Annotated in this window: 21 protein-coding genes; 9 read left to right on the forward strand and 12 right to left on the reverse strand. The window is 70.0% G+C overall.

Annotated features, from left to right (window positions below):
• Positions 1–211 precede the first annotated feature (211 nt).
• The 3 genes from modA to BKK79_RS07115 all read left to right on the forward strand — a co-directional run bounded on the left by modA (position 212) and on the right by BKK79_RS07115 (position 2483).
• On the forward strand, positions 212–1006 hold the full coding sequence (gene modA, locus BKK79_RS07105; RefSeq protein WP_071037442.1) for a molybdate ABC transporter substrate-binding protein: 795 nt from the start codon (positions 212–214) through the stop codon (positions 1004–1006).
• A gap of 75 nt (positions 1007–1081) precedes the next feature.
• Positions 1082–1756 (forward strand): molybdate ABC transporter permease subunit, encoded by a 675-nt coding sequence (modB, locus tag BKK79_RS07110; protein WP_071038450.1) that lies wholly within the window; start codon positions 1082–1084, stop codon positions 1754–1756.
• A gap of 7 nt (positions 1757–1763) precedes the next feature.
• A complete protein-coding gene (locus BKK79_RS07115; RefSeq protein ID WP_071037443.1) occupies positions 1764–2483 on the forward strand; it encodes a sulfate/molybdate ABC transporter ATP-binding protein in 720 nt (239 codons plus the stop codon).
• Positions 2484–2506: 23 nt separating this feature from the next.
• Here the strand turns inward: BKK79_RS07115 and BKK79_RS07120 are convergent, their stop codons facing one another.
• The 5 genes from BKK79_RS07120 to BKK79_RS07140 form a co-directional block, all read right to left on the reverse strand.
• The gene (locus BKK79_RS07120; RefSeq protein ID WP_071011318.1) at positions 2507–3019 is read right to left on the reverse strand and encodes a class IV adenylate cyclase; all 513 of its coding nucleotides are present in this window, start codon (positions 3017–3019) and stop codon (positions 2507–2509) included.
• A 187-nt stretch (positions 3020–3206) separates the two neighbouring features.
• Complete coding sequence (locus BKK79_RS07125; protein ID WP_071016114.1) at positions 3207–4001, reverse strand: TOBE domain-containing protein; 795 nt, start codon at positions 3999–4001, stop codon at positions 3207–3209.
• Between the two features lie 111 nt (positions 4002–4112).
• Positions 4113–4355, reverse strand: a complete 243-nt coding sequence (locus tag BKK79_RS07130; RefSeq protein ID WP_071011316.1) for an RNA recognition motif domain-containing protein — start codon at positions 4353–4355, stop codon at positions 4113–4115.
• A 100-nt stretch (positions 4356–4455) separates the two neighbouring features.
• On the reverse strand, positions 4456–5235 hold the full coding sequence (gene fabI, locus BKK79_RS07135) for an enoyl-ACP reductase FabI (protein ID WP_071011315.1): 780 nt from the start codon (positions 5233–5235) through the stop codon (positions 4456–4458).
• Positions 5236–5335: 100 nt separating this feature from the next.
• Positions 5336–7942 carry a DUF3141 domain-containing protein gene (locus BKK79_RS07140; RefSeq protein ID WP_442873245.1) on the reverse strand — a complete coding sequence of 869 codons (2607 nt, stop codon included), beginning with the start codon at positions 7940–7942 and terminating at the stop codon, positions 5336–5338.
• Between the two features lie 111 nt (positions 7943–8053).
• On the opposite strand from BKK79_RS07140, the gene BKK79_RS40245 reads away from it, so the two are divergent.
• From BKK79_RS40245 to BKK79_RS07150, 3 genes are read left to right on the forward strand one after another with little or no spacing between them, the layout of a single operon-like run.
• A complete protein-coding gene (locus BKK79_RS40245; protein ID WP_157128406.1) occupies positions 8054–8245 on the forward strand; it encodes a hypothetical protein in 192 nt (63 codons plus the stop codon).
• A 1-nt stretch (position 8246) separates the two neighbouring features.
• A complete protein-coding gene (locus tag BKK79_RS07145) occupies positions 8247–9203 on the forward strand; it encodes a phosphate acetyltransferase (protein ID WP_442873251.1) in 957 nt (318 codons plus the stop codon).
• A 58-nt stretch (positions 9204–9261) separates the two neighbouring features.
• Complete coding sequence (locus BKK79_RS07150) at positions 9262–10497, forward strand: acetate/propionate family kinase (RefSeq protein WP_071016113.1); 1236 nt, start codon at positions 9262–9264, stop codon at positions 10495–10497.
• Positions 10498–10813: 316 nt separating this feature from the next.
• Here the strand turns inward: BKK79_RS07150 and BKK79_RS07155 are convergent, their stop codons facing one another.
• Complete coding sequence (locus BKK79_RS07155) at positions 10814–11635, reverse strand: tyrosine-protein phosphatase (protein ID WP_083383958.1); 822 nt, start codon at positions 11633–11635, stop codon at positions 10814–10816.
• A gap of 294 nt (positions 11636–11929) precedes the next feature.
• Between BKK79_RS07155 and BKK79_RS07160 the strand changes: the two genes are divergently transcribed.
• Positions 11930–13453, forward strand: a complete 1524-nt coding sequence (locus BKK79_RS07160; protein ID WP_084084579.1) for a DASS family sodium-coupled anion symporter — start codon at positions 11930–11932, stop codon at positions 13451–13453.
• A gap of 69 nt (positions 13454–13522) precedes the next feature.
• The gene (locus tag BKK79_RS07165) at positions 13523–14215 is read left to right on the forward strand and encodes a transglycosylase domain-containing protein (protein ID WP_071011310.1); all 693 of its coding nucleotides are present in this window, start codon (positions 13523–13525) and stop codon (positions 14213–14215) included.
• Positions 14216–14284: 69 nt separating this feature from the next.
• Here BKK79_RS07165 and BKK79_RS07170 read toward each other — a convergent pair whose 3' ends face one another.
• From BKK79_RS07170 to BKK79_RS07185, 4 genes are read right to left on the reverse strand one after another with little or no spacing between them, the layout of a single operon-like run.
• Positions 14285–14506, reverse strand: coding sequence for a formate dehydrogenase subunit delta (locus tag BKK79_RS07170; protein ID WP_071011309.1), 222 nt, complete (start codon positions 14504–14506; stop codon positions 14285–14287).
• Positions 14507–14566: 60 nt separating this feature from the next.
• Positions 14567–17416 carry a formate dehydrogenase subunit alpha gene (gene fdhF / locus BKK79_RS07175; protein ID WP_071011307.1) on the reverse strand — a complete coding sequence of 950 codons (2850 nt, stop codon included), beginning with the start codon at positions 17414–17416 and terminating at the stop codon, positions 14567–14569.
• Between the two features lie 39 nt (positions 17417–17455).
• Entirely contained in the window at positions 17456–19039 is a 1584-nt protein-coding gene (locus tag BKK79_RS07180; RefSeq protein WP_071011306.1) for a formate dehydrogenase beta subunit, read from the reverse strand.
• Positions 19036–19578: a formate dehydrogenase subunit gamma gene (locus tag BKK79_RS07185; protein WP_071016108.1), complete on the reverse strand. Its 543-nt coding sequence runs from the start codon at positions 19576–19578 to the stop codon at positions 19036–19038. Before BKK79_RS07185 ends, BKK79_RS07180 begins: the two co-directional genes overlap by 4 nt.
• A gap of 213 nt (positions 19579–19791) precedes the next feature.
• Between BKK79_RS07185 and BKK79_RS07190 the strand changes: the two genes are divergently transcribed.
• Positions 19792–20889 (forward strand): substrate-binding domain-containing protein, encoded by a 1098-nt coding sequence (locus BKK79_RS07190; protein WP_071011304.1) that lies wholly within the window; start codon positions 19792–19794, stop codon positions 20887–20889.
• 285 nt (positions 20890–21174) lie between these two features.
• Here the strand turns inward: BKK79_RS07190 and ppk2 are convergent, their stop codons facing one another.
• Entirely contained in the window at positions 21175–22089 is a 915-nt protein-coding gene (ppk2, locus tag BKK79_RS07195; protein WP_071011303.1) for a polyphosphate kinase 2, read from the reverse strand.
• Positions 22090–22176: 87 nt separating this feature from the next.
• The gene (locus BKK79_RS07200) at positions 22177–23238 is read right to left on the reverse strand and encodes a transporter (RefSeq protein WP_071011301.1); all 1062 of its coding nucleotides are present in this window, start codon (positions 23236–23238) and stop codon (positions 22177–22179) included.
• Positions 23239–23313: the final 75 nt, after the last annotated feature.

Here is a 23313-nt window from a genome sequence, read left to right on the forward strand (position 1 = left end):
GCGAAGCGCGCCCACGCCCCGGGCTGCCGTGGGCGGGAATATGCTGCAAAGAGCCCATTCAGCCGACGTGATGTCGATCTTGCGGCGCACCGCATGGACGCGGGACTCGGCCTGCCCTACCATTGACCCTCGTTATATACAGATTTATATTGCGCCTGCGACGCCGCTTTCCGCCGGCGCCGGCCCGTTCGTCCTGCCACCGGATCCCGACATGCCCTTCCGCTCGCCCTTGCCCGCCCGCCGCCCGCTCGGCGCGCTCCGCGCCGCCGCAGCCACCGCCCTCTCGGTGCTGGCCTTCGCCGCCGCGCCGGCCCATGCCGCCGACCTCGTGGTGTCGGCCGCGGCCAGCCTGACCAACGCCTTCAAGACCCTGTCGGAGTCCTACGAGCGCGCCCACCCCGACACCAAGGTGCTGCTCAACTTCGGCGCCTCCGATGTGCTGATGCAGCAGATCATCAAGGGCGCGCCGGCCGACGTGTTCGCCTCGGCCGACCAGACCGCGATGGACAAGGCCGAGGCCGAGCACGTGGTGCAGCCCGCCAGCCGCCGCGACTTCGCCGCCAACCAGGTGGTGATGATCGTGCCGGCCGACAGCAAGCTGAAGCTGGAGTCGCTGCAGGACCTGGCCCGCCCCGAGGTCAAGCGCGTGGCCTTCGGCAACCCGGCCTCGGTGCCGGTGGGCCGCTATACCAAGGGTGCGCTGGAAGCCGCCGGCCTGTGGGACGCGGTCTCGGCCAAGGGGGTGCTGGCGCAGAACGTGCGGCAGAGCCTGGACTACGTCGCGCGCGGCGAGGTGGAGGCCGGCTTCGTCTTCGCCACCGACGCGGCCGTGATGCCCGACAAGGTCAAGGTGGCGGTGCGCGTGCCCTCGCGCACCCCGGTGACCTACCCGATCGCCGTCACCACCCAGAGCAGGCAGGCCACGCAGGCCGCCGCCTTCGTCAACTATGTGCTGTCGCCGGAGGGCCAGGCCATCCTGGCCAAGTATGGTTTCCACAAGCCCTGAGCGCCTGTGCCTGTGCCTGTGCCTGTGCCTGTGCCTGTGCCTGTGGCTGCTCCGGCGGCCTGACCGGACCGGATGATGGACGCCGCCTGGGTACCGCTCGCCCTGTCCCTCAAGGTGGCCGGCTGCGCCACCGTGCTGAACGCCGTGCTGGGCGTGGCCGCCGCCTTTGCGCTGGCGCGCTGGCGCTCGCGCGCGCGCGACGTGATCGATGCGCTGCTGACGCTGCCGCTGGTGCTGCCGCCCACCGTGCTGGGCTACTACCTGCTGGTGCTGGTGGGCCGGCGCGGCGTGCTCGGCGCCTGGCTGGACCGGCTCGGCATCGAACTGGTCTTCACCTGGCAGGGAGCCGTGCTGGCCTCCACCATCGTCGCCTTCCCGCTGGTGCTCAAGTCCGCGCGGGCGGCCTTCGAAGGCGTCGACCACCAGTTGGAAAATGCCGCGCGCGTGCTGGGCGTATCGGAAGCCGGCATCTTCTTCCGCGTCACGCTGCCGCTGGCGATGCGCGGCATCGTCGCCGGCGTGCTGCTGGCCTTCGCGCGCGCGCTGGGCGAGTTCGGCGCCACGCTGATGGTGGCCGGCAACCTGCCGGGCCGCACGCAGACGCTGTCGGTGGCGATCTACGAGGCGGTGCAGGCCGGCGACGACCGCACCGCCAACCTGCTGGTGCTGGTGACCTCGGTCACCTGCGTGGTGCTGCTGGTGGTGGCCGCACGCCTGGTCCCCGCCACCGCGCGCCAGCCACTCCGCTGAGTCCACCATGAGCCTGCAAGTCAGCCTGCGCAAGCGCATGGAATCCGCCGAGCGGCACTTCCTGCTCGATATCGCCTTCACTTCGGCGAGCCGCCGCATCGCCCTGTTCGGCCCCTCCGGCGCCGGCAAGAGCCTGACGCTGCGAGCCATTGCCGGGCTGCTGTCGCCCGACGCCGGCCGCATCGTGCTCGGCGAACGCGTGCTGTTCGACACGGCGGCGCGCATCGACGTGCGCCCGCAGCAGCGGCGCGTGGCCTATCTGTTCCAGGACTACGCGCTGTTCCCGCACCTGACTGTCGGGCAGAACATCGCCTTCGGGCTCGCCACCGGCTGGCGCAACCCGGGCCGCCGGCAGCGCCACCCCGAGGCCGAACGCTGGATCGACGCCTTCGGCCTGCGCCAGCTGGTGGGCCACTATCCGGCCGAGATCTCCGGCGGGCAGAAACAGCGCGTGGCACTGGCGCGCGCGCTGGTGGCGCGGCCCGACATCATCCTGCTCGATGAACCGTTCTCGGCGCTCGACCCCGCGCTGCGCGCGACCCTGCGCGCCGAACTGCGCGCCCTGCAGGCCAGCCTGGACGTGCCGATGGTGCTGATCTCCCACGATCCCGAGGACGTGGAGGCGCTGGCCGAGCACGTGCTGGAAATCCGCGACGGCCGCATCCACGCCGCCGCGACGAACGGCCACGCACGCGTCTACGCGCCGGCCGACGCGCGCGTGGCCTGAGCCGCGCACGCCGCCGGCGCGCGCTACGCGGCGCGCAGCAGGTCGACGTAGGCACCTTCCAGCAGGCGCTCCGGCCCGACCCCCAGGTGCGCCAGCAAGGCGTGCGCCTCGGCCACGCCGTCGGCCTCGCTGTCGCCGTCGGCCAGCACCACTTCCAGCTCCAGGAAATCGCCCAGTCCCTCCACGCGGTCCAGGTGGATGCGGGTGCGGCCGGCCAGGTACAAGGTGCGCAGCTTGCGCACGCGGCCGCTGACGCCATAGGCATCGGCCAGCGCGGCGCGCAGCGCATCCGGCTCGGCGGTGGGCACGATGCGGTAGTCGCTCAGCTTGGGCCCCGCGCTGTCGGCGCGCCGGTAGAAGATCAGTTCGCCGCGCTCGGGGCCGAAGGCGCGCAGCTTGAGGCGGCCGGCAGCGCAGGCGAAGAAGGTGTCGTCCTGCTGCAGCAGTTCCGGGCCGCGAGCATCCAGCGCCGCCACACGCGGCAGCAGAGCGTCGATGTCGTCGAGGCGGGCTTTGATTTCGATATTGCGTGGCATGGTGTCACCTTGCTGGCGGATGGAAGGCGGGCCGGTGCTTGCGCCAGGCAGCGCGCCGGCACGGCAGCACGGGGAGTGCGCCGGGCGTGACCCGGCATTGTGACAGGTGCGCCGTCGGGCGTGCTTCGGCCCGTACGTCGGCCGTACGTCGGCATGTGCCTGGAAGGCCGGCAGGCACGTAGCGCGCTCAGCCCAGGGTACCGAGGATCACACTCGAAGCCTTGAAGATGGCGTGCGCGCGGTGGCCCGGCTGCAGCCCCAGCGCCTCGGCGCTGGCCAGCGTGATGACGGCGGCCACGGTGCCGCCGCCATCCAGTTCCAGCACCACTTCGCTGTTGACCGCACCCGCGATCACCCGGGTCACTTTGCCTGCCAGCTGGTTGCGGGCCGACAGGCGCAGGCCGGGCTCGGGCAGGCCGAGCAGCACGGAGGTCGCCTTGACCAGCGCGAAGGCTTCCACGCCGGGCGCCAGGCCGAGCGATTCCACGCTCTCGCGCGTGACCGTGGCGACCACCTGCTGCCCGCCCGGCAGCGCCAGCACCACCTCGTCGTTGACCACGCCGCCACGCACCTGGGCCACCGTGCCGAACAGCTTGTTGCGGGCACTGGTCTTGACCTGGAAGCGCCGCATCAGGTCGAGGTCGTCGGCGGCCGACTCGCCCAGCCGCGCCAGGTGCTCGACGAAACGCCGATGCTCCGCCTCCAGCGCGCGGTAGGTGCGGATCAGGCGCTCGGCGCGCTCGGTCAGGCGGGTGCCGCCGCCGCCCTTGCCTCCGGCGGCACGCAGCACCAGCGGCTCGCCGGCGCTGTTGTTCATGGCGTCGATGGCGTCCCAGGCAGCCTTGTAGCTAAGCCCGACCGCCTTGGCCGCGGCCGTGATCGAGCCCTGCTCGCCGATCGCCGCCAGCAAGGCGATGCGGTCGTGCCCGCCCCAGTCGCGTGAGCCGGAGCGGAACCAGATCGCCCCGTCGAGTTCGAGCATCGAAGCCATGGCAGGACGGCGCCTGCGCGGCGCCGGGAACAGTGGAGGAACGCTATGGTAACGCTGGCAACACCGCGCGGTGCCGCGCCCCGCGTGCTGCGGTCGCGGCCGTCAGTCCTGGTGGGCGGGGATGTACCAGCGCATCATGCTGCCGGCGAAGTATTGCCGGTCGAAGCGGCGCAGCAGGTTCCAGGCGGAGAAGACATCGACGCCGAGATCGACGAACGCCCAGGGATGGTCGGGATCGCCATCGCGCACGAGCTCGACCGAATTGACCGGCGCGTACGGCGACAGCTTGTCTCGCAGCATCTGCTCGGTCACATCCCGATGAAGCCCGCGGATCAATACCTGCATGTCGATATTCCTTGACTGGCGCAGCGCCTCGAACAGTACGGCAGTACTCCAAGCGGCGCCCCTGCGTTTTTAATTGTAGGCGCCGCCGCGGCGGCCGCCATCAACCCATGACGTGGACGCCGCCGTCCACATAGACGGTGTTGCCGGACAGCCGCCGCGCGTAGCGTGTGGCGAGATAGGCAGTGGCGAAGCCCACGTCCATGATGTCGACCAGTTCGCCCAGCGGCGCGCGCCCCGCCGCCTGTGCCAGCAGCAGGTCGAAGTCCTTCAGGCCGGAGGCCGCGCGCGTCTTCAGCGGCCCCGGCGAGATCGCGTGCACGCGGATGCCGCGCGGGCCGAGCTCGTAGGCGAGGTAACGGCAGCAGGCCTCGAGCGCGGCCTTGACCGGCCCCATCAGGTCGTAGTTGGGCACCACCCGCCGCGCGCCCTCGTAGCTCATGGCGAACAGCGTGCCGCCATGCGACATCAACGGCACCGCGCGACGGGCCATGCGCACGAAGGAGTGGCACGAGATATCCATGGCGCGCGCGAAACCGGCCGCCGACGAGGCCAGCAACCCGCCCTGGAGATCGGCCTTGGGCGCGAAGGCGATCGAATGCACCATCGCGTCCAGGCTGCCCCAGGCCTCGCCGATACGGGCGAACAGGGCCTCGGCCTGCTTGTCGTCCTCGACGTCGAGCGGCATCAGGATCGGCGCGCCGATCGCTTCGGCCAGCGGCGCGACGTGCGGCAGGGCCTTGTCGTTGAGGTAGGTCAGCGCCACTTCGGCGCCCAGCTCATGGAAAGCGCGCGCGCATCCCCAGGCGATGGAATCGGCGTTGGCAACGCCTGCCACCAGCACGCGTGCCCCGTCCAGCGGCCGTCCGGCTGCTTCGTTCATGGTGTTTCTCCTGCCGCCTCCGGGGCGGCCTCGAGCCTCATGGTCCTGCGCGATGGCAACGCCCGCCGCCTATGCCGGGCCTATGCCGGGCCTATGCCGCCTAAGCCTTGCGCTGCGCGCGCGCCGGCGCGCGCTTGCGCACGGCGGTACCCGCCCCGGCCTGCGCGGACTTGGCCGCCGTCCCCGCGCGACGCGTGGTGCGCCGGTTGGCGCCTGCCGCCGCGGCCGGCCTGTCGCCGGCATCGGCACGCGCATCGGCATGGGTATCGGCACGCGCATCGGCATGGGTATCGGCATGGGTATCGGCACGCGCATCGGCATGGGTATCGGCATGGGTATCGGCATGGGTATCGACCTCCGCGCCCGGTGCCGGGATGTCGCGCCCGGCCTGGCCGCCATCCGCGGCGCCGCCCTGCGGCAGCGCCTCCTTGTGGTCCGTGCCCAGCACATGCGCCACCTCGCGATAGCGTTCGAGCTCCCCACCTTGCAACGGGCCGGGCAGCGTCAGCACGCGATGGATGGCGATCATCAGCAAGGGCCGCAACGACAGGTCCGGCATCAGCGCCGGCAGCGTCTCGAGTGCGCGCCGCGCGTCGAGCGAGACCAGGAAGGTCTGCTGCCGCGCGGCCTGCTTGAGGTCGTTCAGCGAGGCCTGCTGCTGCATGTGCTCGCGCGCCATCTTGCGCATCAGGTTGAAGGGACGCTCCTCGATCGAGGCATAGTCGCTCTTGACGTAGGCCAGGATGCGCACGAAGGCATCGACCGGGCCGCCCTGGTCGAAATCGCCCTGCGCATCGCGGATGCGGCGCGCGGTGAGTTCGCGGCGCAACGCATCGATCGCGGCCGGCGCCGCCTGCGTGGCGGCGGCGCGCTCATCCATGCCGACCATGGCCTGGACCAGCGGCGAGCGGTAGATGGTCTCGAAGACGTGTTCGTACCAGGCATCGCGTGTGTCGCGGTACTGGTTCAGTGCCGCCACGATGGCGGCCGACACCACGTGCTCGAGCGCCAGCAGGGGGTTGTCGCGCGCCACCGGACGCCGGTGCTCGCGCACCATGGGCGCCAGGGCGCCGACCCAGCCCATGCACGGATTGGCGTCCGACTGCAGCGTGCGCTCCAGGCGCGAGGACTGCAGCCCGCGCAACAGGTGGGCGCTGGCCTCGTTCGACAGCGCGCGCACGGCCGGCGAGACGAAGGTGTCGTAGCAGCGCTGGTTGATCTCGGCCACGCGCCGCACCACGCGGAAGGCCTGCTCGTCGTCGCGGCCGTCGTCCAGGGCCAGGATATCGTCGATGGTGCGCCGCGCGAAGCGCATCAGGTAACGCCCCTCGATCAGGTCGGTATGCGGGGTGTCCGGCGCGATGTCCTCGATCACGGCCTCGTAGAGGCCGGGCGGCAGCACGTCGATCAGGTCGAGTGCTGAAAACAGTTCGGTGTGCTCGCGATTGGCCACGCCGGACGAAACGAAGATGCCCAGGTGGCCCACCGAATCGTGCAGGCAGTAGACGATCACCTGCTCGTTGGCGACGATCTCATCGACGTCGGCGTAGAGATCGGGAATCCAGTTCAGCGCCTGCTGCGGCGGCGTGATGTTGTCGCCCCAGGAGGCGAACACCACGATCGGCGAGCGCACGTTGCGCAGGTCGATCACCGACTTGCCGTCGGGGCTGCGCAGCTCGCCCGAGGTCAGCCGGTTGCCGACGAACAGGTTCTGCACGATCCAGTCGATCTCGTCGCGGTTGAGCTGGTAGTGGCCGCCCCACCAGCGCTCGAAGTCGAGAAAGCGCGGCCCTTCGGTATCGGCCTTGGCGTAGAGGTTGTAGAGCTTCTCCCACAGCGCGTTGGCCGGGTTGAGCTGCTCGAAGTTCTGCACCAGGTAGGCGCCGTCGAAATGGCCGTTGCCCAGGTCGGCGGCGAACGACGAGGCCCACGAACCGCCCAGCAGCCCGCCGCTGTAGCGCATCGGGTTGCGCCCGCGCTGGCCGGACCAGTAGGCCAGCGGTGAACCGGCCAGCAGGATGGGGCCGACCAGGTCCGGCGCGCTCGCCGCGAGCAGCATCAGCGCCCAGCCGCCCTGGCAGTTGCCGATGACGAAGGGCTTGACGTCGGACTGCGGGTGGCGCTCGGTCACGGTGCGCAGGAACACTTCCTCGGCGCGCGTCACCGCCGCGATGGTCTGTCCGGGACAGGGCTCGGGGAAGAAGGACACCAGGTAGCAGGGATGGCCGCCACGCAGCGCGATACCGATCTCGCTGTCGATCTTGAAGCCGCCGATGCCGGGCCCGTGGCCGGCGCGCGGGTCGATCACGACGAAGGGCCGCTTGCTGTCATCGGTCTCGTCGCCTTCCGGCGCGACGATGCGCAGCAGGGCGTAGTTGACCGGATCGGGCAGCGTGCGTCCGTCGAGCACGATCTCATAGTCGAACACCAGCACCGGCGGCATGCCTTCGCGCTCGTGCTCGACGGTCTGGTTGCCGCGCTCGCGCAGGATGTCGAGCGTGAGCACCATGCGCTGCCAGGCATCGACGCCATAGTCCCAGGCCGCCTGCGGCCAGGCCGGCAGCGGCAGGGTGGCGGGCATCCCGAAGGGCGCGAAGGGTATGAAGGGTGTGAGGGCCGTTGTGCCGGCCGTGACATGCGCCGCCGGCTGCGCGGGCTCCGCCGGGGCCGCCTGGCCGTGGCGGGAGACGGGTTCGCTTGCGTTCACTCGCTTGCCTCCTTGATCCAGCACACAGGCGCCCTGCGGCGGCTATCGTGGCATCGGCCGGCAAGTGCCGGGCAGGTCTGGCAATGCCGTCGCGGGCCGCAGGATGCTGCTATGCAACAACTGGCAATCTACCAGCTTGTCATGGCACCCGCAATCACACAAGCGAGGCAATCCGGGCATTTCTTGCGCCATCTCAACAAAGACATGCCCCGCGGAGCGCAACATGTGGCCTATACTGGTCCTGCTTTTTGCGCATTGCACTATGAACAGCGCGAACACCCGGCCAGCATGACGAATCCGTGAAATACCGCGAGACACCATGGACACGCCAACCGACAAGTACGCCGCCCTGCTGGCACGCTGCGCCGGCCAACCCGCCATCCCCACCGCCGTCGCCCATCCTTGCGACGCCGCCTCGCTCGGCGGCGCGCTCCAGGCCGCGCGCCTCGGCCTGATCGAGCCGCTGCTGGTGGGGCCCGCCTCCCGCATCCGCGAGGTCGCCGACACGCACGACCTCGCGCTCGGCGGCGCGCAGATCATCGACGCACCGCACAGCCACGCCGCCGCCGCACGCGCGGTGCAGGCGGTGCGCGCGGGCGAGGCCGAACTGCTGATGAAGGGCAGCCTGCATACCGACGAGCTGCTGCACGAAGTCACCAGCGCCAGCAGCGGCCTGCGCACCGAGCGGCGCCTGTCGCACGTGTTCGCCATGGACGTGCCGAGCTACCACAAGGCGCTCTTCATCACCGACGCCGCGGTCAATATCTTCCCCTCGCTCAACGACAAGGCCGACATCTGCCGCAATGCCATCGACCTGGTGCGCGTGCTCGGCATCGACCGCCCCAAGGTGGCCATCCTGTCGGCGGTCGAAACGGTGACCGACAAGATCCCCTCCACCATCGACGCCGCCGCGCTGTGCATGATGAGCCGGCGCAGGCAGATCGAGGGCGGCGTGCTGGACGGCCCGCTCGCCTTCGACAATGCCATCAGCCAGGCGGCCGCCGAGGCCAAGGGCATCGCTTCGGAAGTGGCGGGCGACCCCGATATCCTGCTGGTGCCCGACCTGGAGGCCGGCAATATGCTCGCCAAGCAGCTGACCTTCCTCTCCGGCGCCGAAGCGGCCGGCATCGTGCTGGGCGCGCGCGTGCCCATCGTGCTGACCAGCCGCGCCGACAGCGTGCGCGCGCGCATCGCCAGCTGCGCGCTGGCGGTGCTGCTGGCCCATGCGCGGCGCGCCGCGGTGGCCACGGCGCGCATCTGAGGCCGGCGCCATCGTGTCCACCAGCCACCATCCGCCATCCGACAGGAGCCTGCGCAGCGTGAACCATCCGTCCCCCACCATCCTCGTCGTCAATGCCGGTTCGTCCAGCGTCAAGGTGTCCGTCTACACGGTGCCCGAGGCCGCCCATGGCGACGGTGATGTCAATCCCGAGCTGAGCGCCCACGGACAGATCGAAGGCATCGGCGTGGCGCCGCGCCTGACCGTGCACATGGCCGATGGCCGCCCGGTGGCCGACGAGCGCTTCCCGCTGGCCCAGGTGGCCGACCACGACGCGGCTTTCCGCCTGATCCGGCTGGTGCTCAGCATCGGCCTGCGCGACAACCCGCCGGTTGCGATCGGCCATCGCGTGGTGCATGGCGGCGCGGACTTCACCGAGGCCGTGCGCATCGACGACGAAGTACTGGCGAAGCTGGAGGCCCTGGTACCGCTGGCGCCGCTGCACCAGCCGCACAACCTGACCGCCATCCGCGCCGTGCGCGAGGCCGCGCCCGAACTGCTGCAGGTGGCCTGCTTCGACACGGCCTTCCACGCCGGCCACGACGTCATGGCGCAGTTGCTGGGCCTGCCTTACCGCTACTTCGAGCAGGGCATCCGGCGCTACGGTTTCCACGGCCTCTCCTACGAGTACATCGCGCGCCGGCTGCGCCAGGTGGCACCCGACCTGGCCGAGGGACGCGTGGTGGTGGCCCACCTCGGCAACGGCGCCAGCCTGTGCGCCCTGCGCGACGGGCGCAGCATCGACAGCACCATGGGCCTGACCGCGCTGGATGGCATGCCGATGGGCACGCGCTGCGGCGCGGTCGATCCGGGCGCGGTGCTGTGGCTGGCGCAACAGGGCATGCGGGCCGACGAGATCCAGGCCATGCTGTACCAGGAGTCCGGCCTGAAGGGCCTGTCCGGCGTCAGCAGCGACATGCGCGTGCTGCAGGCCAGCGCCGAACCGCGCGCGCGCCTGGCGATCGATTTCTACGCCTATCGCGCCGCGCAGGAAGTGGGCAAGTTGGCCGTCACCCTGGGCGGGCTCGACGCCCTGGTCTTCACCGCCGGCATCGGCGCCAACTCGCCCGAGGTCCGCGCGCGCATCTGCGCCCACCTGACCGGCCTGTTCGGCATCGAGCTCGATCCGGGCGCCAACGACGACAACCGCCAGCGCATCACCCACGACGGCAGCCGCATCCCGGTGCTGGTGCTCCCCACCGACGAAGAAGGCATCGTGGCGCTCAGCACCGCGCGCCTGATGCGCGAGGCGATGGCGCAGAAGGCGGCGGCCTAGCGCTGGGGCTCAGCGTTGGCTTCGTTGCTGTGCTCGCGTGCTGGATCACACCGAGGGCTTCGTTTCCGTGCTCGCGTGCTGGACCACACCGATGGCTTCGCTGGATGTGGCGCCTTGCTAAACCACCCCTCTCCCCCGCCCTCTCCCCCATGCGGAGAGGGAGCCAAGACCTTGTGCTTGGCGCTTGGTGTTGGCGCATCTCGTTTCGGCTTCGTCCAGCGCGACGGGGATCGCACCGCGCCGGTCTGCTCCCCTCTCCCGCTTGCGGGAGAGGGCAGGCGCCCGCCATGCCGGCCTCGCCCCCCATGCCTGCGCCCTACCCCTCCAGGTAATGCGCGCGCAGTTGCTCCGCCTCGACACCCAGCGCCGTGCCGACATAGGCCGGCACGCTGCCCCAGCCCTCCTCGATCGCCTGCAGCGAGGCCTGCAGGTACTCGGGCTTGACCTCGAGCAGCGGCATCATCACCTCGGCGGCGATGCCCAGCGGCGCCATCTTCTGCAGCACGCCCTGGATAAAGGCGGCGTTCCAGCGGTTCGACTCCAGGTAGTTGGCTTCGATGACGTCCGGCGCGACACCCAGCGCCGACAGCAGCAGCAGGGTGGCGAAGCCGGTGCGGTCCTTGCCCGCGGTGCAGTGGTAGAGCATGCTGCGGCCGGCTTCGGCATGCTTCATGAAGCCGCCGAAGGCCTCCTGGTACTTGAGGGGGAAATCGCGGTAGACCTGCAGCATGAAATCGTCCATCTCCCGCGCCGTCGCCGTGCGCAGCCGCGGCAGCAGTTCGCCCATCGCCATGCTGCCTTCCAGCACCGGCGTGGCGACCCAGTGGAACACCTGGCCGAAGCCGCTTTCCTCCGCTGACTTCTCGCCCGGCGAGCGGAAGTCGACCACCAGGTCGAGCGACAGCGCACGCAGCCGCGCGATATCGTCGGCGCTGGCCAGGCCCGGGTTGCCGCTGCGCAGCAGGCGGCCGCTGCGCAGGCGGCGGCCGCCTGCGCCGGTGAGACCGCCGAGGTCGCGCGCGTTGGCAACTTTCTCGAAGTGCAGCGGCGTGTCGGTCGATGCAGCGCCGGCGCCGGCACCGTCGGGAAGGATGGCCGGCGCCACGCGCGCCTGCCAGGATGCGAACCACTTGAACATAGTGCTTGGCCAGGAGAATCGTTGGAAAGGAACGCGCAGCCGGCGGCGATGACCGCCGCGCGCGAAAACATTCATCAGGTCGCCCCAATTATTTCAGATCGCCGCGCATGCCGGGAAATCGCGCCGATCGCATCGCCCCGGCCCTTGCGCTGGCGCAAAGGACGCCGGCATCGCCCTCGACAGCGCCACCGCGCGGGCCGGATAATTTTTTTGCCATGCCGGGCGCGCCTTCCTGGCGCTCCGCGGCCGTACCATCCGGCCCCCGCTGCGCGGGCCGCTACCGCGAGGAGTCCCATGCCCGATCCCAGCCCGCAATCCACGCTGCCCGATGCCAAGGCGGGCAAGCCTGCCGCGCAGTCCACCGCCGCCAGGGCGCAGCCCTGGGGCCTGTATGCCGCCGCCGTGGCACTGCTGGCCGTGCTGGCACTGCCACTGCCGGCCGACCTGCCGGTCGCCGGCCACCGCATGCTGGCCATCCTGGCCTTCGCCGTGGTGGTGTGGATCACCGAGGCGGTCTCCTACGAAGCCAGCGCCATCATGATCACCTCGTTGATGGCGGGCCTGATCGGCTTCGCTCCCGACGTGGCGGCACCCGACAAGCTGTACGGCACCGGCAAGGCGCTGGGCATGGCCCTGTCCGGCTTTTCCAATACCGCGCTGGCGCTGGTGGCGGCCGCCCTCTTCATCGCCGCGGCGATGACGGTGACGGCGCTCGACCGCCGCATCGCGCTGGTCACGCTGTCGGCCATCGGCACCAGCACGCGGCGCATCCTGATCGGCACCATCGCCGTCACCATCGCGCTGAGCCTGGTGGTGCCCAGCGCCACCGCGCGCAGCGCCTGCGTGGTGCCGATCATGATGGGCGTGATCGCTGCCTTCGGTGTCGACAAGAAATCCAATATCGCCGCCGGCATCATGATCACCGTGGCACAGGCCACCAGTGTCTGGAACGTCGGCATCCAGACCGCCGCCGCGCAGAACCTGCTCACCGTCGGTTTCATGGACAAGCTGCTGGGCGAGCGCGTGACCTGGCTGCAATGGCTGATCGCCGGCGCGCCGTGGGCCATCGTGATGTCGGTGGTGCTCTATTTCCTGGTGCGCGTGCTGCTGCCCGCCGAAGCCGACGCAATCCCCGGCGGCAAGGAGGCCGTGCAGCAGGAACTGGCCGCGCTGGGCCCGATGACGGGCCCGCAGAAGCGGCTGGCGGCGGTTTCGCTCGGGCTGCTGTTGTTCTGGGCCACCGAGGGCAAGCTGCACCAGTTCGACACCGCCACTGTCACCTTCGTCGGCCTCGTCATCCTGATGCTGCCGCGCGTGGGCGTGATGGACTGGAAGACCATGCAGCAACGCACCCCCTGGGGCACGCTGATCGTGTTCGGCGTGGGCATCAGCCTGGGCACCGCCCTGCTCACCACGCAGGCCGGCCAGTGGCTGGGCAGGTTCGTGGTGGCGAACTCCGGCCTGTCCGGGCAGGGACCGCTGTTCGTGTTCGCCGTGCTGGCCGCCTTCCTGATCCTGATCCACCTCGGCTTCGCCAGCGCCACGGCGCTGACCGCCGCGCTGCTGCCGATCCTGATCGCCGTGCTGCAGACCCTGCCGGGCGACCTCCACCAGGTCGGGCTGACCATGCTGCTCGGCTTCACCGTGAGCTTCGGCTTCGTGCTGCCGATCAATGCACCGCAGAACATGGTCTGCCTCGGCACCGACACCTTCAACGGCCGCCAGTTCGCCAAGGTCGGCATTCCCATGACGGTGATCGGCTACGCGCTGATGCTGCTGTTCGCCGCCACCTACTGGCGCTGGCTGGGCTGGCTGTAGGCCGGCCGCACCGCCCCCCCGGGGCATCCGCAGTGCCCCTGGCGGGCGGAGGCTGGCACAATACGCGCCATGAAACTCTGGTCCGCCTTTCTCAAGCTGGTGGCGATGCTGGCGCTGGCAGCGGCGCTGCTGGGCGCGCTGGCCGCCGTCGTGGCCAGCCGGCAGCTGCCGCCGCTCGACGCCCTCTACGCCTTCCGCCAGACCCCCGGCTACGTATCCATTGCGGACTTCCCGCCGCACCTGGCCCAGGCCGTGGTGGCGATCGAGGATGACCGCTTCTACCTGCACGACGGCATCGACTACGTGGGCGTGGTCCGCGCCGGCGTGGCCAACCTGTCCGACGACCTGTCGCAGGGCGCCTCGACCCTCACCATGCAGGTGGCGCGCAACTTCTTCCTGTCGCGCCAGAAGACCTATACGCGCAAGCTCTACGAGGCGCTGATGGCCTACCGCATCGAGCATGCCTTCAGCAAGGACGAGATCCTGGAGCTCTACCTGAACAAGGTCTACCTCGGCGAGGGCGCCAATGGCTTCGCCGAGGCCGCGCAGACCTATTTCGGCAAGCGGCTCGACCAACTCACGCTGGCCGAGTGCGCGATGCTGGCCGGGCTGCCCAAGGCGCCGTCGGCCAACAATCCGGTGGTCAACCCGCGCCGCGCGCGCCAGCGTCAGGCCTATATCCTGCAGCGCATGCTGGAGCTGGGCAAGATCTCGCGCGGCGACTACGACGCCGCCCTGCTGGAGCCGCTGCGGCTGCGCTAGCCGTTCCGGTTCCGGCTCCGGTTCCGGCACCACTGGGCGAGGGGGCGTCGCCCGCGCCCCCTCGCCGCGCTACCAGCCCGCGCGGTAGCGTCCCACCGCCTCGCACACGATCGCATCCAGGCCCGGCGCATCGCCACGGTCCATGGCCTGCAGCAGCGCCTCGCGCATGCGCGGCGCCCAGAAGCGCTTGATGTGGCCGGCGATATCGGCCAGGGCCTCCTCCCGGTCGGGCATGGCTTCGAAGAAGCCGCCGATCTGGTTGGCCATCTTGATCAGGTTGTCGACATTCATGGGGATGGCAATAGCGATGGCAATGACAATGGCATGGCGGGCCGTGCGGTCGGCGCCACCTCAGCCCGCCTCCGCGCCGGCCGCCTGCAGCAGCTGCAACTGGCGCTCGTTGAAATCGCGGTACTGCTGCTGCCAGGCCGAGGGCTGCGCCACCGGCATCACCTGCACCGCGGTCACCTTGTATTCGGGACAGTTGGTGGCCCAGTCGGAGTTGTCGGTGGTGATCACGTTGGCGCCGGACTCGGGGAAGTGGAAGGTGGTGTAGACCACGCCCGGCTGCATGCGCTCGCTGACCAGCGCACGCAGCACCGTCTCGCCCGCGCGGCTGTGCACGCCGACCCAGTCGCCGTCGCGGATGCCGCGCTCCTGGGCGTCGTGCGGATGGATCTCCAGGCGGTCCTCGTCATGCCAGCGCACGTTGTCGGTGCGGCGCGTCTGCGCGCCCACGTTGTACTGCGACAGGATGCGCCCGGTGGTCAGGATCAGCGGATAGCGGCGGTTGACGCGTTCGCTGGTGGCCACGTAGCGGGTGATCATGAAGCGGCCCTTGCCGCGCACGAAGCCATCCACGTGCATGATCGGCGTGCCCTGCGGCGCGGCATCGTTGCAGGGCCACTGGAGGCTGCCCAGTTCGTCGAGCCGGTCGTAGCTGACGCCGTGGAAGGTGGGCGTGAGCCGCGCGATCTCGTCCATGATCTCGGACGGATGGCGGTAGTCCATGGCATAGCCCAGCGCATTGGACAGCAGCATGGTCACTTCCCAGTCGGCATAGCCGGCGCGCGGGCGCATCACCCGGCGCACGCGCGAGATGCGGCGCTCGGCATTGGTGAAGGTGCCATCCTTTTCCAGGAAGGAGGAGCCGGGCAGGAAGACGTGGGCGTACTTGGCGGTCTCGTTGAGGAAGATGTCCTGCACCACGATGCATTCCATCGCCGACAGGGCCGCCGCCACGTGCTGGGTGTTGGGGTCGGACTGCACGATGTCCTCGCCCTGGCAGTACAGGCCCTTGAAGCTGCCGGCCAGCGCCGCCTCGAACATATTGGGGATGCGCAGGCCGGGTTCGGGCTGGATGTCGACGTTCCAGGCCGACTCGAACAGGCCGCGCGTGGTGGCGTCCGAGACATGGCGGTAGCCCGGCAGCTCATGCGGGAAGGAGCCCATGTCGCAGGAGCCCTGCACGTTGTTCTGGCCGCGCAGCGGATTCACGCCGACACCCTCGCGGCCGACGTTGCCGGTGGCCATGGCCAGGTTGGCGATGGCCATCACCGCGGTCGAGCCCTGCGCGTGTTCGGTCACGCCCAGGCCGTAGTAGATGGCGGCGTTGCCGCCGGTGGCATAGAGGCGCGCGGCGCCGCGCACGGTCTCGGCGGGCACGCCGGTGACATCGGCGGTCGCTTCCGGCGAGTTCTCCGGCAGGCTGGCGAAATCGCGCCACTGCTGGAAGGCGCGGTCCTCGCAGCGCGCGGCGATGAAGGCCTCGTCCAGCAGGCCCTCGGTGACGATCACGTGCGCCAGCGCGCTCAGCAGCGCGACATTGGTGCCGGGGCGCAGTTGCAGGTGGTAGTCGGCACGCACGTGCGGGGTCTCGACCAGGTCGATGCGGCGCGGATCGACCACGATCAGGCGGGCGCCGGCGCGCAGCCGTTTCTTCAGGCGCGAGCCGAACACCGGATGGCCGTCGGTCGGGTTGGCGCCGATCACCATCACCACGTCGGCCTTCTCGACGGAGCGGAAGGTCTGGGTGCCGGCCGACTCGCCCAGGGTCTGCTTGAGGCCGTAGCCGGTGGGCGAGTGGCACACGCGCGCGCAGGTGTCGACGTTGTTGTTGCCGAAGGCGGCGCGCACCAGCTTCTGTACCAGGTAGCCCTCCTCGTTGGTGCAGCGCGAGGAGACGATGCCGCCGATGGCATCGCGGCCGTGCTCGGCCTGGATGCGGCGGAACTGGCCGGCGGCGTAGGCGATGGCTTCCTCCCACGAGACCTCGCGCCACGGATCGGTGATGCGGGCGCGGATCATCGGCTTGAGCATGCGGTCCTGGTGGGTGGCGTAGCCCCAGGCGAAACGGCCCTTGACGCAGGCGTGGCCGTCGTTGGCCTGGCCGTCCTTGTACGGCACCATGCGCACCACTTCCTCGCCCTTGGTCTCGGCCTTGAAGGTACAGCCGACGCCGCAGTAGGCGCAGGTGGTGACGGTGCTGCGCTCGGCCTGGCCCAGGCGGATCAGCGAGGTCTCGGTCAGCGTGGCGGTGGGGCAGGCCTGCACGCAGGCGCCGCAGGACACGCAGTCCGAGTCCATGAAGCTGCCGCCGGTGCCCGCGGTGACGCGCGCCTCGAAGCCGCGCCCGCCGATGGTGAGGGCGAAGGTTCCCTGGGTTTCCTCGCAGGCACGCACGCAGCGGTTGCAGACGATGCACTTGGACGGGTCGTAGGTGAAGTACGGGTTCGACTCGTCCTTGGCCATGGCCGTATGGCTGGCGCCGTCGAAGCCGTAGCGCACCTCGCGCAGGCCGACCGCGCCGGCCATGTCCTGCAGCTCGCAGTTGCCGTTGGTGGGACAGGTGAGGCAATCGAGCGGGTGGTCGGAGATGTACAGCTCCATCACGCCGCGGCGCAGCTCGGCCAGCCTGGGGCTGTGGGTGCGCACCTTCATGCCGGCCTCGGCCGGCGTCGTGCAGGAGGCCGGATAGCCCCGCCGGCCCTCGATCTCCACCAGGCACAGGCGGCAGGAGCCGAACGGCTCCAGGCTGTCGGTGGCGCACAGCTTGGGCACCTGGGTGCCGGCTTCCATCGCGGCGCGCATCACCGACGTGCCTGCCGGGACGGTGACGGCGACGCCGTCGATTTCGAGGGTGACCTCACGCTCCGCTTCGCTGCGGGGCGTGCCGTAGTCGATGTCGTCGATCGATTTCATGCGTGTCTCGTGTTCCGTTCTCTGTGGCACTGCCCGGCCTCAGGCCGCGCGCTGCGCCCCGGCGTCGAGGCCGAAGTCCTCGGGGAAGGCATCCAGCGCCGACAGCACCGGATAGGGGGTCATGCCGCCCATCGCGCACAGCGAGCCGTTCAGCATGGTGTCGCACAGGTCGCGCAGCAGCACGGCCTGCTCGCGCCGGCCGGCGACCAGCTTGTCGATCACCTCGACACCGCGCGTGGAGCCGATCCGGCATGGCGTGCACTTGCCGCAGGATTCGATGGCGCAGAACTCCATGGCGTAGCGCGCCTGGCGTGCCATGTCGACGGTGTCGTCGAACACCACCACGCCGCCGTGGCCCAGCACGCCGCCGAAGGCAGCATAGGCTTCGTAGTCGAGCGGCTCGTCGAAGCGGGCCTCGGGCAGGTAGGCGCCCAGCGGCCCGCCCACCTGCACTGCGCGGATCGGACGGCCGCTGCGCGTGCCGCCGCCGAAGTCCTCCAGCAGCTGGCGCAGCGTCAGGCCGAAGGCCTTCTCGACCAGGCCGCCCTGGCGCACGTTGCCGGCCAGCTGGAACGGCAGCGTGCCGCGCGAGCGGCCCATGCCGAAGTCGCGGTAGTAGGCGGCGCCGCGCGCCAGGATCACCGGCACCGTGGCCAGCGAGATCACGTTGTTGATCAGCGTGGGCTGGCCGAACAGGCCCTGCAGCGCCGGCAGCGGCGGCTTGGCGCGCACTACGCCGCGCTTGCCCTCCAGGCTCTCCAGCAGCGCGGTCTCCTCGCCGCAGACGTAGGCGCCGGCGCCCTTGCGCACCTCCAGGTGGAAACGCCGGCCGGAACCGCGGAGATCGTCGCCCAGCCAACCCGACGCGGTGGCGATGGCGATGGCCGCCTCCAGCATGGCGATGGCGTGCGGGTACTCGGAGCGCACGTAGACGTAGCCCTGCTCCGCGCCCACCGCGAGGCCGGCGATGGTCATGCCCTCGATCAGCAGGAAGGGATCGCCTTCCATCACCATGCGGTCGGAGAAGGTGCCCGAATCGCCTTCGTCGGCGTTGCAGACCACGTACTTGAGCGGCGCCTGCGCGCCCAGCACGGTGTTCCATTTGATGCCGGTGGGAAAGGCCGCGCCACCACGGCCGCGCAGGCCGGAGTCGGTCACGGCCTGCACGATCTCACGCGGCGCCATGGCCAGCGCGCGCTCCAGGCCGGCATAGCCCTCGTGGGCGCGATAGTCGTCGAGCGAAAGCGGATCGGTGATGCCCACGCGCGCGAAGGTCAGCCGTTCCTGCTGCTTGAGGAAAGGAATCTCGCCGGTCGGCCCGAGCCCGAGGGGATGGGCCCCACCCTGCAGGAGGCCTGCCTCGAACAGCGCGGATACGTCGGCCGGAGCGACCGGGCCGTAGGCCACCCGGCCCTGCGCGGTGGCCACCTCGACCAGCGGCTCCAGCCAGAACATGCCGCGCGAGCCATTGCGCACGATACGCACGGCTTCACCGCGTGCGGCAGCCTCGCGGGCGATGGCGGCGGCCACGGCATCGGCGCCCACGGCGAGCGCGGCGGAGTCGCGCGGCACGTAGACGGTGACCGGCAGGCGGCCTGCCTCGAGGAATCGGTCTGCGCTCATGCCCCGCCCTCCCCGGCCTGCGCCGTGCGCGCGGCGTCCAGCAGCGCATCGAACCGTGCCGCGTCGACGCGGCCGTGCAGTTGCTCGCCGAGCATCATGGCCGGGCCGCTGGCACACAGGCCCAGGCAGTAGACCGGCTCCAGCGTGAAGGCGCCATCGGCGCTGGGCTGGTGGAAGGCGCAGCCCAGCACGCGCTGGGCGTGCGTGGCGAGCGCCTCGGCGCCGACCGCCTGGCAGGCCTCGGCGCGGCACAGTTGCACCACCTGCCCGGCCGGCGGTTGCTGGCGGAAATGGTGGTAGAAGGTGATCACGCCGTGCACCTCGGCACGCGACAGGTTGAGCGCGCGCGCCAGCAGCGGCACCGCCTCGTCCGGCACGTGGGAGAAGGCATCCTGCAGGGCGTGCAGCATCGGCAGCAGCGCACCCGGCCGCTGCCGGTGCGCGTCGATGAGGCGCGCGATCTGCGCGGCGCGCTCGCCATCGGGCTGCGGCACGGCGGCGAGCGAAGCCGGCGCGGCCGGCTGGGCGATGTCAGGCATGGGCATCCGTGGGCATGGGCAAGGCCGCGCCCGGAGCGCATCCGCGGCCAGTCGCTGGCGGGCTGGGAGCGGACCGGGAACGGGCTGGGTTGCGGCGGCCTTATATGCTATTTTTTTCATATTGCTCGTTCGAACCGAACGAGCAACGGCTGATTTTGCGACTATAGGCAGCCAACTGTGCTCTATCAATAGGCTTTTTATTTCATAAACGACATGCTTCGCATCGCCATCCACCCCCAGCTGCAGCTCCGCGAGGAACACGGCGACACACGCGCGCCGCTGGATATCTCCCGGCTGGTCGCCTTGCTGGACGCCATCGAGGCGAGCGGCAGCATCCGCAGCTCGGCCGAGTCGGTGGAGCTGTCCTACCGCTATGCCTGGGGCATCCTGCGCGACGCGGAGGCGCTGTTCGGCGGGGCGCTGATCGAGAAGACGCGCGGGCGCGGCAGCGTGCTGACGCCGCTGGCGCAGCAGCTGGTGTGGGCCAGCAAGCGCATCGGCGCGCGCCTGTCGCCGACGCTGGAGAGCCTGGCCTCGGAACTGGAGATCGAACTCGACAAGCTGGTGCGCGCCGCCGATCCCGCGGTACGCCTGCACGCCAGCCACGGTTTCGCCGTGGCGGCGCTGCGCGAATTCCTCGACGAGCATCATGTGCGCCATGACCTGAAGTACTGCGGCAGCCTGGAAGCGGTGGCGGCGCTGGCCTCAGGCGGCTGCGACATCGCCGGCTTCCACGTGCCGGTCGGTGAGTTCGAGGCGCCCGTGCTGGCCCGCTTCCGCGCCTGGCTGCGGGCGGACACGCACTGCCTGGTGCACCTGGCCGTGCGCACCCAGGGATTGTTCGTCGAAGCCGGCAATCCGCGGCGGATCGTGGGGCTGGAGGACCTGTGCCGCCCCGGCGTGCGCTTCGTCAACCGGCAGGAGGGCTCCGGCACGCGCCTGCTGCTCGACCTGCTGCTGCAGGCGCGCGGCATCGCGCCCGCGCGCATCGACGGCTACCGCAACGGTGAGTTCACCCATGCGGCGGTGGCCGCCTATATCGGCAGCGGCATGGCGGACGTGGGCTTCGGCGTGGAAACCGCCGCGCGCCGCTTCGGCCTCGGCTTCGTGCCGGTGCTCAAGGAGCGCTACTTCTTCGCCATCGAACAAAAGATGCTGCAGACGCCGGCCCTGGCGCGCGCCGTCTCGGCGCTGCGCAGCGACAGCTTCCGCGAACGCGTGGACGCCCTGCCCGGCTACGACGCGACGCTGACAGGCACGGTGCTGACGCTGGAGCAGGCATTCGCGGGATATGAGGGGAGCGGGGGATAGCGGCGGGATGCGCCTGAGCCGATCGAGAGAGCCAACGGGTATCGCCAACGCCATCGGCCAAGCATAGTGTCTCGGCTCCCTCTCCCCGCACGGGGAGAGGTTTGGGGAGAGGGGTGGTTTAGCAAGGCGCCACGCAGAATCGAAGCCGTTCAAGAATGAAGCCGACGGTGTGATCCCAACCACCGCGGCCAGCCGGCGCCTGCCCTCTCCCCCAGCCCCTCTCCCGCAAGCGGGAGAGGGGAGCAACCCGGCGCGGCGCGAACCCGATCGCGCCGGCCTTCTCGTTCAATACACTTCCGGCACGATCATCGTGGCCGGCACCGGCAGGCGCACGTAGTCCTTGCGCCGCTCGCGCGCGGGCAGCACCACTTCCGCGTGCTCGACGTCGACGTAGGGCATCTGGCCCAGCAGGTGATGGATGCAGTTCAGGCGCGCGCGCCGCTTGTCGACGGCCTGCACCACCCACCATGGCGCTTCGGCGATGTGCGTGCGTTCCAGCATCACTTCCTTGGCGCGCGTGTAGTCTTCCCAGCGCCGGCGCGATTCCAGGTCCATCGGGCTCAGCTTCCACTGCTTGAGCGGGTCATGGATGCGGCTGAGGAAGCGCAGGTGCTGCTCGTCGTCCGAGATCGAGAACCAGTACTTGATGACCTGGATGCCGGAGCGCACCAGCATGCGCTCGAATTCGGGCACGGAGCGGAAGAACTCTTCGTACTGCTCGTCGGTGCAGAAGCCCATCACGCGCTCGACGCCGGCGCGGTTGTACCAGCTGCGGTCGAACAGCACCATTTCGCCGGCGGCCGGCAGGTGCGAGACGTAGCGCTGGAAGTACCACTGGGTGCGCTCGCGGTCGTTGGGCGCCGGCAGCGCCGCCACGCGGCATACGCGCGGATTGAGGCGCTGCGTGATGCGCTTGATCACGCCGCCCTTGCCGGCGGCGTCGCGCCCTTCGAACAGGATCACCACCTTGTGGCCGCTGGACACCACCCAGTTCTGCAGCTTGACCAGCTCACCCTGCAGGCGGAACAGCTCGTGGAAATACTGGTGCCGGGCCTCGCGCTCGGCTTCGTCCGGTCCGGCGCCGGCATCGCTGAGCGACTCCGGCAGCCGGTCTTCGAGCTCCAGCTCGATTTCCTCGTCGTAGTGGTCGGCCAACTCCCGATAGATGCGCCGGATCAGTGCGTCTTCGTTTTGTTCCATATTGTTCTCCCAGAGATGCCGTCGGGCCTCCGCCGATGCTAAGCGACGCAGATGGCAGGGGCGTGACGCAGGCGCGGCTCCATCGGCTCAACCCGCGCTGCGGCGGAAGGCCCAGCGGCCCGCCAATACCGTGAAGGTGGCCACCAGCACCACCAGGATCCAGAAACCGTGCGGGTGGTCGCCCAGCGGGATGCCGCCCACGTTCATGCCGAAGAAGCCGGCCACGATATTGATGGGCAGCGCCAGCACGGTGACCAGGGTCAGGGTGAACAGCGTGCGGTTGGTCTGCTCGTTGAGCGCGGCGGCGATCTCTTCCTGCAGCAGCTTGATGCGCTCGACCAGCGCGGCGAGGTCGTTGAGCACCAGCGAGAATTCTTCGGTGGAGGCGCGCAACTCCAGCAGGTCGTCCTCGCGCGCCCACTCGGGCGGCCGGTTCAGCAGGCGGAACAGCGCGCCGGGCTCGGGCGCCAGCAGGCGCTGCAGCCGCACCAGGCCGCGCCGCATGGCGCCCAGCGCGGACCGGTTGCCCTGCAGCCGCTGCGACAGCAACTGGTCTTCGATCTTGTCGACGTTGGCGCTGGTCTCGCGCACGATCTGCACCAGCACGTCGGCCTGGTCGCGGAACAGGTGCACCAGCGCATCCAGTGGCGAGCGGAAACGCTCGCCGGCACGCACCGAGGCGCGCAGCCGGTCGACCGAGCGCAGCGGCCTGGCGCGCGCGGTCACCAGCAGCCGGCGGTCGGCGCAGGCCCACAGGGTGGAGATATCGGTCGAGACCACGCCGAAGTTGTAGATGACGTCGTTGACCACGGCCAGCAGCGTGGATTCGAGCCGTTCGATACGGGTCGAGCTGGAACCCTGGCGCAGCGCTTCGAAGAAGGCCTCCGGCAGGCCCAGGGTGGTGCGCAGCCAGCGCTCGCAGGCGCTGTGCGACAGGTTGAAATGCAGCCAGACGAAGTCCTGCGCTGCCTCGTCGCCTGTCGCTGCGCCCTGCTCCGCAGCCTGCGGCACCGCGCCGGCTTCCTTGAGCCAGGCCACGGCGGCCGCGGAGTCGATCTCCGCGCCGGGCTGGCCGGCGCGGAAGCGGAAACCACTGACCAGACCTACCGGGTCCGAGCCATAGTTGGATTCGACCAGGCCAGCATGCATTGCGACATATCCGGAAAACGCGATATGCAACCTTAGCACGAGCCGATGACGGCGCGAACGCCGTGGGGGCGCCTC

The sequence above is a fragment of the Cupriavidus sp. USMAA2-4 genome (genome assembly GCF_001854305.1).
GTDB classification, from domain to species: domain Bacteria; phylum Pseudomonadota; class Gammaproteobacteria; order Burkholderiales; family Burkholderiaceae; genus Cupriavidus; species Cupriavidus malaysiensis.